This window comes from Flammeovirga sp. SJP92 (assembly GCF_001583495.1).
In the GTDB taxonomy this organism is placed as follows: Bacteria; Bacteroidota; Bacteroidia; order Cytophagales; family Flammeovirgaceae; genus Flammeovirga.
In genome coordinates, this window is sequence record NZ_LQAQ01000074.1 from 25,125 (window position 1) to 42,681 (window position 17,557).

7 protein-coding genes are annotated in these 17,557 nt (G+C 37.0%); 4 read left to right on the forward strand and 3 right to left on the reverse strand.

The window, feature by feature from the left end; genetic code table 11:
• Window positions 1-19: 19 nt before the first annotated feature.
• Window positions 20-1,936, reverse strand: coding sequence for a cyanophycinase (locus AVL50_RS17365; protein WP_082795885.1), 1,917 nt, complete (start codon window positions 1,934-1,936; stop codon window positions 20-22).
• 574 nt (window positions 1,937-2,510) lie between these two features.
• Here AVL50_RS17365 and AVL50_RS17370 point away from each other — a divergent pair.
• The 3 genes from AVL50_RS17370 (at window position 2,511) to AVL50_RS32615 (ending at window position 13,890) form a co-directional block, all read left to right on the forward strand.
• Window positions 2,511-3,929 carry a DUF4919 domain-containing protein gene (locus AVL50_RS17370; protein WP_062617765.1) on the forward strand — a complete coding sequence of 473 codons (1,419 nt, stop codon included), beginning with the start codon at window positions 2,511-2,513 and terminating at the stop codon, window positions 3,927-3,929.
• Between the two features lie 1,432 nt (window positions 3,930-5,361).
• Complete coding sequence (locus AVL50_RS17375) at window positions 5,362-11,112, forward strand: Ig-like domain-containing protein (RefSeq protein ID WP_062617766.1); 5,751 nt, start codon at window positions 5,362-5,364, stop codon at window positions 11,110-11,112.
• 228 nt (window positions 11,113-11,340) lie between these two features.
• Entirely contained in the window at window positions 11,341-13,890 is a 2,550-nt protein-coding gene (locus AVL50_RS32615) for a carbohydrate-binding protein (RefSeq protein WP_063850773.1), read from the forward strand.
• 259 nt (window positions 13,891-14,149) lie between these two features.
• On the opposite strand, the gene AVL50_RS17385 is transcribed toward AVL50_RS32615, so the two are convergent.
• Complete coding sequence (locus AVL50_RS17385) at window positions 14,150-15,553, reverse strand: sulfatase-like hydrolase/transferase (protein ID WP_082795886.1); 1,404 nt, start codon at window positions 15,551-15,553, stop codon at window positions 14,150-14,152.
• Window positions 15,554-15,729: 176 nt separating this feature from the next.
• Here AVL50_RS17385 and AVL50_RS17390 point away from each other — a divergent pair, with 176 nt between their 5' ends.
• Window positions 15,730-16,716: an AraC family transcriptional regulator gene (locus AVL50_RS17390; RefSeq protein ID WP_062617768.1), complete on the forward strand. Its 987-nt coding sequence runs from the start codon at window positions 15,730-15,732 to the stop codon at window positions 16,714-16,716.
• 101 nt (window positions 16,717-16,817) lie between these two features.
• Here AVL50_RS17390 and AVL50_RS17395 read toward each other — a convergent pair whose 3' ends face one another.
• Complete coding sequence (locus AVL50_RS17395) at window positions 16,818-17,420, reverse strand: DUF4382 domain-containing protein (protein WP_062617769.1); 603 nt, start codon at window positions 17,418-17,420, stop codon at window positions 16,818-16,820.
• Window positions 17,421-17,557 lie beyond the last annotated feature (137 nt).

A 17,557-nucleotide genomic window follows, 5' to 3' on the forward strand; every position in this document is an offset into this window, starting at 1 on the left:
TAATTGTACTTGGGTGTCTTTAGTTTTTTTTGATTTTCAATGTTTTCTGAGCACCAGAATTAAGATCAATGGCTCTGATAATCATTGGAATATTAGACTGAATTGGTAAATCAATAAACTGAGCAGAACTAATGAATTCATTTTGCAGTTTTCCTTGAAAGTCGATGAGTTGAATTTTCCGATCACCCAAATCTTGAAAGATCAACTGATCATTTTTCCATTGGAAGTGAATACCGTTCGTCTCTTTTAAATCATTGATAATAATTGAATTGAATGTTGGTTTGTACTCCTCAAAAGAAGCTTCTTTTAAGAGCGTTGTATTGTTGAAAATAACATGCGACGTGATAGAAGGATAACCGACTATTGCACGTTTGCTGTTGGCCAGACTATAGTTGTCAGATTGATTTTCGAATACAATGGAAGAGCTTTCGCCACTATAATCTACTTCCCATTGCTTTTCCTTTACTTGAAAAGTAGTGACTGACTTTTCAGCGATTCCTACTGTCCACTGAAGGTCTTGTGTCATCAATCCTTCCTGTAAAACTCCAAGCAAATTTTCATTATAATCACTCTCTTTAAAAATATCATTGACAATCAAAACTTTCTCTATAAGACCTAACCCTTCTTTGTAACTCAAGTTACCGTTGTAAGCGACTGATGCATTAGAATAGAGATTTGAAGCATATTGAGCTCCTGCGAAAGGAATAGCCTCATCAAAAACATATACCTGCGTTGTACTGTTTTTCATCTGATTCAATACCCAATTCAAGATTGAATTTTCATCATAAAAGTTTGTGATGTATTGACTTCCAAAAGGGAGTAATAGAAATTCTTTTGTTTCTTGTAGTGTTTTTTTGAAATCTTCCAGTTGTGATGTAGGAAGGTCTTTTAAGTTGATTAGCGTAACATTTTCTCCCCAAGTATTTTCAATTGAAGTTGTTTGATCATAAATAACCATTGCTTTTTTGGAAGAGTTTTGAAGATAATCCTCAAATTCCCCACCGTTGATCAATGATACTTTATTCTGATGTATCTTTGAAATGTGCAATTTTGAAATACTGTCAGTACTCAATTTCAACTGATTCGTAAGGTTGTATTGTTGCCCATGAATACAGCTTGTAATCTGAGTGTTGTTGAGCTGTAAAGGTGATGAAGGAGAGATGTTATGCGTTGAGTTGAGCGTTATAAATGATACTGCTCCAGTACCATAAACAGTACTCACTTTAGTTTTGTCAATACAAAGTGCAGTTCTGTCATCGACACCAATACCTATAGGATTATCGTTGGAATTATGAATATTCCAATACGCTAGCATACTCACAAGCCTAGTCAATCGACCGCGTTCAGCAAAATGAGTATCTACTAAAGTATTAGGTAATACATTAAGGAAATCATTTTGGAACGTGAAATATTTGGCATCCATGTTATTGAATCCATCTTCAGGATAAAGGCTCCCTTTTTCGGCTGTATAAACAATAGAAGCAAGAATTGCCATGCCAGCAGATGTACCGCCAAGCACTACTCCATCTGTAATTTTATCTTCTAATAATTGATGAAAGCTTGAGTTTTTATAATTAGAGTAATATTTGTTTTGATCGCCTCCTTTAAAGAAAAAGGCTGTGTAACCCCTTAATTCACTGATTAAATCAGCATTATTGGCGTTTGTTCGATCAATTTTAAAGTCCTTGACTTCTTCAGCTCCTAAAGCTAGAAAGTAATTTTTTAGCCAGTCATCATCGACTTCTGCATAAGAGATAATTGCTACTTTTTTGTTTTCAGATTGATCTACAAACCACTGATACGGTTCATCAGACCATCCTTCTTTTATCTCACTGCCACCCCCAACTAATAAAAGTGGAATGTCTTGTGCGAATAACGATGAATTAAAAATAGAAGAGACAAGGACAGTAAGCATTAGATAGTAATACTGTCTCATGAATCAAATTATGAAATAGGATAAAAACGAGAGATTTTTAAAAAATATGAAATATAAAAAATGAGATAGGGGGTATGAATCAGCAGTTAAATATGGGCTGTAATCCTTGTAGTCCGAGGTCTTTACAAGGCAAACATTTTGGCGATATGTTTATTAAAAATAATTTCATTTTCTCTGTTGCTTACCGCAATTAAGTAAATAAAATTTAACGAAACAAGCTCCCCTATAATTTTTTATAACTTCTTGTTAAAATCTAATTTTTATTCTGTTAAAACGCAGGTTTTTGAATATATATTCATTTTTATGATAGGTATGGTGTTGTAAATGAATAGAGTAGGCGAATAAATCCAAATTATAATTTGTTGGGAATAATTTCATTTTCTTACCACAATGAGAATTTCATGCTTAAATAATTCTAATATTAGGAGTGTTATTGTTATTTAATTAGTAATTCATAAAATGTTGATTTAACTTAAAAAATAATCTGTTAAAGCAAACAGCATGTGTAACTGACTTTTGATTGAAATGAAAACTGTGATTTCAGAATATTGAAAGCGATAAATTAAACTTCGATATGAAAAAATACCTTATACTATTATTACTGAATCTTTTTATTGTTGCCCCCTCTTTCTGTCAAAATCTTGAAGAAGAACTGGATAATGCGATAACACTGATGGAAAACGAGAAGATTGATGAGGCCATTGTTCTATTAGATAGTTTGATTGCAATAGATTCTGTCAGCAAACAAATTTATTACTTAAAAGGGAGTTCCCATTATCAAAAAAAGCAATATGCATTATCAATTCAAAGTTATCAAAAAGCTTTAGAATTGGACCCTACATATGATAGAGCTATTTTCAACTTAGCCAATGGCTATGAGATGTGCAATAAGCCAGATAGTGCGGAGGTTTATTTCCGAAAATACCTAGAAGTAGAAGGAGAGAGTTCTTACTCTTATATCAGACTAGCAAATACATTGAGCAGTCAAGGAAAGATGGACAGTGTAATGTATTATTATGAGAGAGCATATGAAGTGGATACTACCTATTTGTATGCTATCTACACCTTGGCACAGGAATACTTCATCATGGAGGATTATGTCAAATCAGAAGCTTTTATTGAGAAAGGAAAAGCATTAGATGAGAAAAAAGTAGATTTTTATACTTTACAGGGGGCTTTAGAAAGTAGTAGAAACAATTACAATAAAGTAATTGAGATCTGTGAAAAAGCATTGACTATAGAACCTACCAATTTCGAGATCAATAGGTTATACATTGAATCCACAATGTTACTGAAAACAGACCCTCAGAAGGTTTGTGAGATTGAATATGAAACAAAGTTTGTGGACTATGGCAATACAAAATTAGAAGAGATTTTGGGGAGTATCAGCGAAAAAGATTATGAAAAATACCTGAAAAGAATCAAAACTGGAGAGATCTTATCTTTAGAAGATTATTTACGTTTTTACCTTTCACAGATATACCATCCAAACTTTTCACCTTACTTTAATCAAGATAATGAGGCGATTAAGCAAAGCTGGAATGAAGAGAATTATGAAGAGTTGGTAAAGCACAGTTCAGAAATCTTTAATAATGTACCTTTAAAATTCCCTGACTTGTATAAGGTATGTAGTGCCTATTATTCATTAGATGATATGGAGAATTTCAGAAAGTATTACGCAATTTACTATGGAGTATTGGAAAGCATTCTGGCCACAGGCAATGGTTCTGAACCTGAGTCGGCTTATATTGTTGTTTCAGCTTCAGATGAGTATGATATCCTATATTATACGCGTTTAAATTCATCAGGCCAGTCATTGGTAAATGAAAAAGGACATAGCTATGATATTCTTACAACACAATACAATGATGGTGAAGAAGGCAAAGAAAAGAAAGTATATTTCAACATTGACATCCCAATGAAAAGTCTCCATTCTTCTTTTTCTGCCAAAGCTAAAAAGGGAAAGAAGAAGAAAAAACGTAAAAATAAATAAATGGTGTTGGATAAGTACTAGGACAGAAGAAAAGGGATAATTATAGGTTAATATTTTTTATTCTAATCGAGGCAGATTTGCAGAGTATAGCTTAGTTACGCGATAAAAATCTAACGAAGAGTAGGATAAAAAAGGTAAGATAAAATGTCCGTTTTCTTTTGTCCTAGTACTTAATTAAAGTAACCCTATCAAGATTGAAGTATAGAGATGATTACGAAGGCACATTTTAGTATTTGTGAAGTCAGTATCACTTACTTACGACTATTTTAATCTAGGGAAATAAATTTTTCATCAAGTGCTTATCATTGTAAATCTCAAAAAGGAAGAACAACAAGCCCTATTTCAGCCATTATTTCGAACAAAACTACTCTTAACAATCATTTTGTATAAAATTAGTTTAATGTGAAACAAAATAATCAATGATTCAGTTTATATAAACAGAAGTTAGATGAATGCGCTTAGTAGATAAGTGATAAAAAAAATTGAGAGGGTTAAGTTCATGAAACACCCAGTTGATGATGTCAGGTGGGTGTTTTTTTATGTTTTATTTCAGTTCTCAAAATGCCGAATATCATCTTTGTATATTTTAAAAAACACTTTTTCTGTTTGTCAGCAGGGAGAATAACTAAAAAAAGGTATAAAAATGGTGTTTTTTTAGGGGGATAATTCGAATTATTTGGAGTTGGAGTTGTTCAGTTTTTGAGTAGTAAATAGTAGTCTTATTCAGCGAAAAAGTGTTATCTGTAGAGTAAATATCCCTATATTATACAGTTCTAGTCTAGTTTTTTTTTTGATTGTCTAGTGAATTTTGACGATTCGCGATAGGTGGGATACCTGAAAAAATTATTTAGTATACAGTTTTTGTCTAGTTGGAAAAATTGATTGGGATTTCAGATCTCTTCATATTTGCTAACGTAGATATTACACTTGTGGTGACCACTTATAAAAACAAGTGAACGCGAAACCAAACACCACAAGTGTTTATTTACATTCCCTCCTTTTACATGAAAAAGAGCCTACCAAAAAGACGGCAATCTTATGACTGGTAGACTCTAAATTGAAATTATGTTCAACTTCAAACTGCAATATGAATGAATTATTATTAAATCTCTAATCTATTCTAGATTTTTTCTAGTCTAAATGAATCTTCGTGATTTTTACAGCTATGGATCATGAAGAAAGCAAGCTTAGTTATGTGCGTAAGTGTCAGGACAAAGTTATTTTATTGTAATTCTATTGTGTTTTGCGATTACTCTCTTCAAAAAACTTAAAAATAGGAACATTATAACTGTGTTTTTTCAAGCGTTGTACTCACAAAAGTAAAGCAGAATTGCTTATCATAAATTTTGACTTAGCACTTATTGGAAACTGTATTCATCTTACTTTAAGTAGTATAGTTTTGGCACTATATCCAATGAAATGAAATTTAAAAATGAACTATTTTTTACAAATTAATAAGAGGATTGCCCTTTTGTTAATACTATTCTCATGTGCATACTTCAGTAAAGCACAAGACGTCAACGTAGACGTCAATTTAAATATCAAGCACTCTGTCAACGGCGTATCCGAATTTGAAAGGGAAAAATACATGACCCTTCATGGTACCGCTTTCGAAACGGACTGGGATGGAGAAGAAGACAAACTGGACTATCTCTTAAATAAACTCGATACGTATTTTGGTAGAGATACAGGTTCTGCTACTTGGAAATTCAGTGCTACTGAAGAAGACCCCAATCGTCCTAACCGCCCTAGTTTAGAGCACATGAATGAGCTTGGGACTTGGTTAAAAGGGGAATATGAAAAGGATTATCTCACGCATCAGTATGAGAAAAAAAGCCGAGAACTGATCGGAGGTACCAATCCTCACCCTACATATCCTACGTTGTCTTGGAATGGCGATGGTGTCACTTGGACAGGTTGGCAACCGATGGATGTGGATGTTTCTGCAGAATGGGTGGTGAATTACTTGGACATGTTCTTTAGAAAAACGGAAGGTGGACAAGGTGAACCGTTACCTGGTTATTGGGAAGTGATCAACGAACCGGATATGCCTATGATGACGGGACATATGACGTGTACTTCTCAAGAGAAAATCTGGGAATATCATAACCTCGTTGCTCAAGGCGTAAAGGAGCGCTTTGGTGCGGATAACCCTTACCGCCCTAAAATCGGTGGTATGACTTGGGGTTTGCATGACTTCCACTTGCCGGATGGTATTTCTCGTTATGACGAAAACTATTTGGATCAATGGCTGGATGGTGATGGCTATATCACTTACCACAACATGATGGATTCAGAAGCGAATAATTACAGATCTAACCCTTGGTATCAGTGGGATATTATGTGGCAAGGTTTTATGGATGCTTGTGGTCCGAACATGGATTTCTACTCGATTCACATTTATGATTGGCCGGGTTGGGATATCAATGCCAACGACCTTCCTTCTGCAACTCGTGCAGGTGGTCATACAGAAGCGATGCTAGACATCATTGAGTGGTACGATTTACATAAAACAGGAACACGTAAAGAGTTGATTGTTTCTGAATTTGGTGCTGTAAATGGTACTTATAACCAAAATAACAGACCGGGTGCATTTGACCAGAAAAGAATTGATTGGGAATCTTTAAAACCTTTCAACTCTATGTTTATGCAGTTCTTGGAGCGTCCGGATTACATCACAAAGTCGATGCCTTTTACGCCTATCAAAGCGATATGGGGTGATACGCCAGATCAAAACCTTCGTTACCCATATGCTATGATGCATGACACTGATGGAGACGGTACTTGGGAATGGTCGGAATACATCAAATTCTTTGAATTGTGGAGCAATGTAAAAGGGACTCGTATTGACACAAAATCAACCAATAGGGATGTACAGGTAGATGCTTATGTGGATGGAAATAAGATCTATTTGATCTTGAATAATTTGGAAAACAACTCCAAAGAGATCAATCTTTCTTTCTATGATGATTATGAAAATCCTGTGCAAAGTGTTTTAGTGAAAAATCTTTACTTGGACATGAACAAAGGAACTTCAGGACAGCCTGCTTTAGATGTTTTTGAAGTGGAGTCAGCACCTGGAGCAGTGACGTTGAGTAATGATGCCACTATGGTATTGGAATATACTTTTGCAAATACAGTTACTGTTGATCAGACTTCAGAGGAAACGAAGTTTATGGGAGAAAAGATAGGTTCTGGTTACCATGAATTTGGTAGCGAATTGATTCACGCTAATGGTACCACTTTGACAACTTCTGTCAATGGCGTTGTGGTTCCAAGTGGAGACTATGAGGCCACTGTACGTATCTCAGGAGCTTTCTTTAAAGCACATTTAGGATCGGTGTCAGTAAAGCTAAATGGTGTTGAATTAGAGCATAATAGCAATTGGAGAGGGGCAATGGAAGATCTTAGAAACCAATGGTTAGGTACTTTGGAAATAGATATTCCGGCAGGTTTATTACAGGCTTCAAATACGATTGAATGTAAAACGAATGCACCAACAGACTGGGCGGCAACACAAATTCAAGTATGGGATTTTTCAAAAGCTCCAGGTCGTGAAGGTTCTAATGCGGTAGCATTAAATGGCGTCTCAATTGAAGGAGATACGGAAGTAATGCAAGGTCAAAAAGAGGCTTTAAAAGCAGTGCTTTCTCCAGTAAATGCAACCAACAAAGCGTTAGTTTGGACTTCTAATAACACAAGCGTTGCCACTGTAGATGAGTACGGTGTGGTGACAGGTGTATCAACCTCAGGTTCGGCCACGATTACCGCTACAAATACAGATGGAACCATCTCTTCTTCATTTGTGATTTCAGCTATTCCTTATGCTGACACTCCTGTAGCAAGTCTTTCGATTGAAGAAGGAAACAGTGTAGACGTGGATTTCTATGTTACAACTCCTCTAACATTGAATATTTTACCATTGGATGCGACCAATCAAGAGGCCGTTTGGTCTTCTTCGAATGATCAAACAGTACAAGTTGATCCAAAATCAGGTAGTGTAACAGGTGTTGCGATTGGAGAATCAGCGGTAATTACAGCGACAATTAATGATAATGGCAATGTAATCACTGCTTCTACAACTGTCAATGTGGGAATTGTAGGGGAAGAAAAAGTGTATTGTGATGCCATGGTGAACGAGGTGACTGGAAACACCAATTATACTTTTGATGTCTTTGTGAATCTTTTGGGTACACGAACACTCAAGGTAGAATTAATGCAAGGAAACACTGTTTTGGGAACTGGAACGACCACTACGGAAGTGAAAGGAAAAGATGTTGTAGCAGTGGACTTGGTGTTGAATAATGTACCTGCAGTAGGGAATTATTCATTAAGAGTTTCTGCATTAAACGGAAATCAAATCATCAGTCAATGCTCTTCTGATTTATCAATTCTGGACAGAATCAGACCGCAAAGCATCACTTTGGTAGATTGGTTAAGAGAGGTGGAAGTTGGACAAACATTGCCTGTAACGGCAGAAGTTTTACCTGCCAATGCTTTTGATAAAACAGTACTTTGGTCTTCAACGAATCCGGGTGTTGCCACTGTAGATAACAACGGTACGGTGACAGGTGTAAGCTTAGGAAATACAGTGATCAGAGGTACGCTTCAAGATGGTGGTTTGTACGCTGAGGCCAATGTAAGTGTGAAATCACAAGTGGTGGTACAGCCTACGCAAATCATTATTCCATCGGATATCACTGTTTTCCCTGGCGGAAATATGCAAGTGACGCCTATGTATGTGCCGGAGTGGACCACAGAGAAAAACATCACTTGGTCAACAAGTAATTCTGCATTGGCTACTGTGGATGCTAACGGCTTAATTTCAGCTTCAACAACAGAAGGTACACTTACATTAACGGCAACTTCTGCTTCCAATGCATCAGTGGTGGCCACAAGTAACCTTACAGTGGGAACTACTTTGGTGATTCAAGCGGAATCTTTCAGCAATATGGGTGGAACTGTAGGTGATATCGCTATTTATGATATTCCAACAGGTGGTCAAGGCATCAATAATGTGCAGGCGGGCGACTTCGTAGAGTATGAAGTATTTATTCCTCAAGCAGGGGAGTATTCAGTCGCTTTCTTTGCTGGAACAGCTGTAGAAGATGGTGTGATTGAGATGTTCGTCAATAGTGAAAGCCAAGGTTCCGTGAAGGTGCCAATGAACGATTGGGATGCTTATGCAACAGTTGCTTTGGGACAAAGAGTTAACCTTCCGCAAGGAAATGTAACGATTGGTTTAGTAGGTGCAGGAACATCGGATTGGCAATGGAATCTGGATTACTTCCAGATGAACTTTGAAGGAGAAATTACTTGTGATGAAAACTTGCAAAGTATCACTGTCAATGCTTCCACGACAACGATTAAAGAAGCGGAAACAGTTGTGCTAACGGCTTCACTTCTTCCATCTAATGTTTGTCCAAAAGTGATTTCGTGGTCAAGTAATAACACTAATGTAGCGACGGTCAATAACAGTGGAGTAGTGACAGGAACCGGGGTAGGTACAGCAACTATTTCAGCAACAGTTGATGGCATTACTTCATCAATTGATATTACTGTGACGAGCAATACTATTGCTGTAACGGGTGTAACGTTGACGCCATCTACTTTAAGTTTATATGTCAATAACACCGCTCAATTGACGGCTCAAGTTGTTCCTGTGAATGCGTCGAATAAGAATGTTTCTTGGACCTCTTCTAATACATCAGTGGCTACTGTCAATAATGGTGTGGTCAGTGCAGTGGCAGAGGGAACGGCTACAATTACAGTTTCTACTGCAGACGGTGGTTTTGAAGCTCAGACGACAGTGACTGTCAATGAAATAGTAGAAGGAAGTGATATTGTGATTGAAGCAGAAAGCTTTGTAACAACAGGTGGTACATTCAATGACGGTGTTGTTCCTTTGGGAGTAAATAAAGTAGATAATATCGGTATCAATTATGTAAACAGTGAAGACTGGGCAGAATATGCCGTAAGTGGAAATGGTACCTATGAAGTGACGTATTACATTTCAACGCCAATGTCAGGAGCTTCGATTGAAGCAGTCTTAGACGGCAGTTCGGTAGGTGTAGATAATGTACCAAGCAATGGGCAATGGGACGATTATCAACCTTTAAAATCAGTTCATCAAATTGTACTCAATGGAAGTCATACATTAAGACTTGTGGGTGCAGGCACTAATGCTTGGCAATGGAACTTGGATAAAGTGGTATTAACACCGGTAACGTCTCAAACGGTTCCTGTAACTGGCATCAATGTTACTCCTGCCAATGTCGCATTATTAGTGAATGAAACAGCACAATTATCGGCTTCCATTCTTCCTGCCAACGCTACAGATGCTTCTTATACATGGAGCACAAATAACGCATCAGTTGCTACTGTAAATAACGGTTTAGTAACGGGAGTTGCTGAAGGTACGGCGATTATCACTGCCACTTCAAATGACGGTGGTTTTACAGCTTCTTCAACAATTACAGTTACAAATGTTGTGACGCCTCCTAGCGGATTGGTGATTGAAGCGGAAGACTTCACAAGCACAGGCGGTACTTACAATGATGGCAATGTGCCATTGGGTGTGAATCGTGTAACAGGATTAGGAATCAACTGGGTGAACTCAGGCGACTGGGCTGAATACAGTTTGAATGTAGAAGGTGCCGGTGAATATGAGATGGAGTATTCAATTTCAACGCCAATGAGTGGTGATGTAGCTATACAAATTGAGATTGATGGAACTGTAGTGTCAACAGATGCCGTTCCAAACAATGGACAATGGGATGATTACCAACCATTATCAGCATCAGGTACGGCCAATCTTTCAGCAGGAATTCATACCGTAAGAATTATTGCTTCTGGAACTAACGCTTGGCAATGGAACCTTGATAAAGTGACTTTCAACCCTTCTTCTTCAACTGCAAGAAAAGTGGAATCTAAAGTAGATCTAGCGGAAGAATTATCACTTTATCCTAACCCATCGACCAATGTTGTCAACATCAAAGGTTTACCAAATGGAGCTTATCAAGTGGCATTGTACAACATCAATGGTGTATTGGTGGATTATAAAGCTATTGACTTCAAATACATTCACCAACTGAATGTAGAAGCTCTTACTTCAGGCATTTACCTTATGAGAATTGTAGGGGAAGGCGTGGAGAAAAATGTGAGAATTTCAGTGATGAAATAAAGATAAAAGGAGTGTGATGCTTCCCTCGGGAAGTGTTGCACTTTTTCAGTATCTGAAGGAATGAAGAATTAAGAATGTAGAGTGAAGAATGATCTAGTCTGTAATGTGATTTATGAAGTCGTTTTATAATTACATTTTGGATCTAATATTAACCCTTCATTCTGTATTCTTCATTCCTATCAATACACCCTTAAATCAAATTTTTTACTATCAATTTAGTTTATAGAAATGAAAGAATTACTCTTACTAATTTTAGGTTGTTTGGTGTTTTTCAATACCTCAGCACAGGATTGGAGCGGTATTGCCGTCCCTGCCAATGCGGGATCAGGAAACACTTGGCAACTGCAAGACAACGTGTCAGACGACTTTAATTATACTTTTAACCCTGTCAATGCAAAGACCAACTTTGGAGATGGAAAATGGTACAATTTCTATCATAATACTTGGGATGGCCCGGGTACTACGTATTGGAAATATCAAAATGTATCGGTGAAAAACGGAAGCTTATTTATCAATGCTTCAAGATGGGATCAAAATAACCAAGCCAACCCTTGGAATGGTAATGCTCCAAAAATGGGATTGCCGAATAATGGGGTGAACTCAGGTTGTGTGACTTCCAATGCAAGAGTGCAATATCCTGTTTATGTGGAATCGGCTATTAGTGTGGCGAACATCAGTTTAGCATCATGTTTTTGGTTATTGAGTCCAGATGATACACAGGAAATTGACATCATCGAGAACTACGGTGGAGTGAATGGCTTTAAGCATTTGACGCATATTTCTCATCACTCTTTTATTAGAAGTCCTTTTCATGATTATCAGCCAAGAGATTGGAACAGTTGGTGGCCTGATAGCCGTGTAAATACTTCTTACGGTTGGGGTGATTGGGCTTGGAACAATGGAGATCGTAGGTATTTAAGATTGGGCGTTTATTGGAAAACACCAAATCATTTTGAGTATTATATCGATGGTGAATTAGTGAGAGTGATGTATCATAATGCCATTGCCACTTTAATGAATGGCACTTGGGAGTATACGTATTACAACAGTCAGCACCCTGCCAACACAGTTGATTCATGGGGAAATAATGTAGGTGGAATGCCTGTCAATGCTTCAAATGGTTATTCTGAAGTAACGCTTTACGCTACAAGTACTTCATTCAATATGAATACATTACAATCAGCAAGTGATAATTCAAATGGTATCAATGTGATTGATCCAGGAGCTTATCAAAATGGGAATGGTTTTACAAAGGAGATGGACATTATCATCAATGTAGAATCTCAAAGTTGGTTGGTAAGCAGAGGTGAAACACCTTCAAATGCAGATTTGTTAGCCGATTCAAAAAATACAATGGAAGTGGATTGGGTAAGGGTGTACAAGCCGGTGCCCAGTGGAGGAACTGTAGGCGTAACTGACATTATGGTGACACCTTCCACTTTGGCATTAGAAACAGGTGCTCAAGGTAATCTTACTGGTCAAGTAGTGCCTGCCAATGCTACGGATCAAACTATGCTTTTTGCTTCTAATAATGAAAACGTGGCCACTGTTAATCAGTCGGGTGTGGTGACAGCAGTAGGAGAAGGTACGGCAGTGATTACAGCCACATCAACTGATGGCGGATTTACGGCAACTTCAACGGTGACAGTAAGCAATTCATCTACTCCTCCCGTTCAAGGAGAAGCTTTTACAGTAGAAGCAGAATCATTTACCAACACAGGTGGTACTTTTAATGACGGTCAAGTACCCTTCGGTATGAATATTATGACAGGGGGTGTGAATTATGTGAATGCGGGTGACTGGGCAGAATATTCTATCAATGCCACTGGCACTTACACCTTAGAATATTTGATTTCAACACCCATGACATCAGGAACACAAGTGAGCCTCTTGGTTGATGGCGTAACGGTAAACACCACCAATGTTCCGAATAATGGAAGTTGGAGCAATTTTACATCACTTTCAGCCTCAGGTACAATTACTTTCAGTGGTAATCATACTTTGAGAATATTGGCATCAGGAAGTAATGATTGGCAATGGAACTTAGATAAATTAATCTTCACTCCTGAAGAGGAGGTGACAACTCCTCCAACGTCTTCCAACTTCAGTATAGAAGCCGAAGATTTTACGAATACAGGCGGAACATTTAATGACGCATTCGTGCCTTATGGAGTAAGCATTATGACAGGTGTAGGTATTAACTACGTCAATGGTGGAGACTGGACAGAATATAGTGTCAACGTTCCCAATGCAGGTGATTATAACATTGAGTATATGATCTCGACTCCCATGACAACGGGTACAGGAATTCAGATTTCTGTAGATGGAACCGTAGTGGCAACGGATGCTGTTCCCGCTAATGGAGGATGGAATAATTTCGAAGCATTGATGGCAAGCTCATCCGTTTATCTTTCATCAGGATTACACAGTTTTAGAATAACAGCATCGGGTAGTAATGATTGGCAATGGAATTTAGATAAAGTCAACTTTTCAACGGGAAGCAGTGGAAGAGAGATTGTAGCCTCTGTAGAAGAGGACTTACAAAAGGTAATAGCTTACCCTAATCCATCATCAGGTGTAGTCAATTTGAAGGGACTAGAAATTGGACAATACAATTTGGAAGTATATAATCTTAATGGAGAAAAAGTGTATCAATCATCAATAGATTTCAACTATAAACACCAACTAGATTTAAATACTCTTCCTAAGGGTATTTATTTTATTAATATCAATGGTAAAAGACAATCGGATAAGATAAAAGTGGTACTAATGAACTAAAGAACGGATAATTCAAATAGTGTTTTTACGAGGGTGAAATAGTGAGCTAGAACAGTTCAGTTCACTATCATTCGCTTTTGTAATTGTAATTATATCATACAAGTAACTTCTGAAAAACGGGGTTAGATTTTCTGGCTTCGTTTTTTTTAGTTAATAAGGATATAGTCATTGTAACAAGTTTTTCATAGTTCGAAGTAACATCTTTTGATGAATACAACGAACTATGATAAAGTGATTACTTTTATTAAAGCAATACAGGTTATTTATCTCTTTTCATTTTAGAGTAATCCAAATTTGGATATTCTTTCATACTTTCAAAGTATGGAATCATAGCCTCTTGGAATTTGAAGAACAATGGAATACCTCCACTTCGTCCATATAGGTTGAAAAGTTCTTTTGGATCTGTTTTTAGATTATAGAATTCCGGAATTTGCCCTAGTTTGATCGGAGGAGCTATACAACTTTGAAATTTTGAAAACTTCACAAAGTGCGCTTTGTATTGTGCCCAACGAACTACTGTCAAATCACCATAATAATATACTAAACGATGATCTCGGTTGGAATGCTCTTGCTTTCCTAGTAAGAAATCAGTTTGATCGAAACCATCAATTGGGCGATCGTCTGGCATTTCAGCGCCTACAATATTGGCGAGTGTTGGCATAAAATCCATGGCATGAAACATCTCTTCAGATTTCCAATTTGAACGGATTTTATTGGGCCACGACATCATACCTACAGTACGAAGTCCACCTTCCCATCCAGAACCTAATTCACCTGCCCATGGACCAGGGTCGCCGTTATGATCCGCCTCTGGAGAATAACGTGTAGGACCATTGTCTGAGAAGAAAATAATGATTGTATTTTCACGAATACCTGCATCATCAATAGCACCTACAATCTGACTAACATTATAATCAATTTCCATTAGTACATCAGTATACGCACCACCTTTTGATTTACCAGCAAAATTGGGGTGAGGGACTACTGGATGATGAGGGTTGATAAAAGTAGTAAGCAAGAAGAAAGGCTCTTTTTTATTCGCATGTTTCTTGATATAGTCAACACTTTTCGCTGTAAGTTCACTATCAATTAAACCTCTTTTTTCAAGTGTCATATCAGCCACCACTTTAGCTTCCTCACCTGCTTTGGCACTAAGGATACCTTGAGGTGGGATCAAATCTTCTTGATAACCAGGGAAAGAACTGTCAACTGGGAAACTTGAATTTGCAACACCATACCACTCATCAAATCCTTGATTTTGAGGTTGTCTGTCGGCCGTTTCACCAAGGTGCCATTTACCATAATTTGCCGTCGAATAACCTACCGATTTCAACATTTCCGCTATAGTCACTTCCATAGGATGAAGTCCGCCTGGCTCACCTGGAATAACATAACCTGATGTACCCGAACGGATAGGCATACGAGCGGTCATAAAAGATGCTCTTGATGCCGTACAACTTGCATCAATTTGAAAATCTAAAAACTGAATTCCAGACTCAGCCAGTTTATCCATATGTGGAGTAGGTACACGTAATCCACCATAACATCCCATGTCACCATATCCTTGATTATCAGTCATCATAATGACAATATTTGGCTTATCTTGTCCCATACTAATCGTTGTTGTAAAACACATTAGTACGATAAAAATTAACTGTTTCATGTAAATGATTTGTTTTAGTTTATATGATAATTGTATTGTTAATCACACTTCGTAATGATGGATACAAAAGTCGTTATTGTAATCGGGTTTAATAATTCATATTATTGTCAACAGTATTCAAATAAATAACATAATACTCCTGTTTAAACTAAAGAGTATCAAAAGAGGTAGCATTAATGGATAAACCGGCATTAGTACTAGGGATAGAAGATGAAATAAATCCACAAGCATTCTATAGTGAGTTTAGTGAAAAATATGGTGGAACTTGGGATGGATCACATTATTCATTTGATAATGAATTGGGACGTGGAGACTTTTATGCCCATACTTATCTTAATGGTATTGTTATCGTTATGGCTGATTTCAATGTTAAAGTTCCCATTGAAATAATCAATACTCCTAAGAATGAAGAGCGAATTGTGGCTATCCGTATAGGTTTTTATGGAGATATGTTAGGTCACTCCCCCAATGCCGGCAATACCGAAGGAATCTCTATTTATGATGCCAACCGACCTTATAATTTAACCTTCCCAGGCAATAAAACGATCCGATGGATGTCGATTAGAGTTCCCTTACAACTGATTGATGATTGGAAAACTTCTGATAAGCAAAATGATAAATTTTTTAGAAGGCTGAAAGAGGAAAAAGATTGGTTCTTTTACCATAGACTTTCACCAGAGGTTGAATCGCTTGTTCGAAATTCTTTTATGGAAAGAACAGATGCAAGGTTAAATAAATCAATATTTTATGCAAGAGCCTATGAGATTATCGCTCGATTGATTGTCCTTATAGAGGATGATTCCAGTAATCTAACGAGTAATAATATTCATCCTGATGATTTTTCTTTAATGCTCAATATCAAAGAACAGATTTTATCTGATTACTCTATTTTACCTAACCTTGATACAATCAGTGAAAACAATAATATCAGTAAATCTAAACTCCAAAGAGCTTTTAAAGCGGTCTATGGAATGCCTATCATTAAGTTCTTTAATCAACATCGATTGGAAGAGGCAAACCGTCTATTTAAATACACTACAAAATCCGTTTTTGAAGTAAGTGATGAGTTAGGATTTCATAGTGCCTCACACCTTAGTCGCACTTTTAAAAAGCAGTTTGGTTATAGCCCGAATGATTTGAGAAGTGATGGTTTTAATCAATAATATTGGCTTGTTCTTTAAAGAGCAGTAATAAAAAAAACCCTCAATCATTTATTAAAATGAAAGAGGGACTTCAAAAATATCTTTATGTCAAAAAAGTAAGCTTACTGCACTTTTTCGATATATAAAACACCTTCTTTTGGAGCACCAGCTGTACCTTGTTGTAGTACATAGTCGCCGTTTCCGTTAGCCACTAATCTTAAGCTACCGTCCATATCCAACTTAAGGATATATTTAGTGTTAGTAGCTAAAGCAGAATCATATTCTACATCAAAAGATAACTCTTTGTGAGCCACTTTTAAATTAGCAGGAGTGTCCGAACCAGTTTCGATTACATAGCTGTCCTCGTTTTTATCTAAACCAAGAATAGCACTTTCTACTTCGCCGATAGGAAGTGTTTCGTCAGACCAGATAAGCGTATCTTTGCTTTCGAAGTGTAGTAAATCTACATAACCTTTTCCTTCTTCTTTGTTGAAAGTTACCGATTGACCACCTACTTGTACTGTAAGTGAAGCCACTGATACAACTACTGAGTCAACGCCGGGGATATCCGTTGCTGTAGTTCTTGTGTTGGACGCTGATGAAATATCACCAGATCTTAAGCTTACATCAGCTCTAGAAGAACCTGTTGAATCATCATCATTGTTACATCCGCCAAAGCAAAGAGCTCCAGCTAGTAATGAGTAAAGTAGAAACTTTTTTTTCATAATAGTAAATTATCGTTTTTTACAGTCCTGCAAATATGACAGTTTTCCAAGTAAGATGGACAAACTATTTGATTAAATTAATTAAAAAAATTCTAATGAAGGTGTTAATTATGCCTATTTCATCATCATCAACCCAT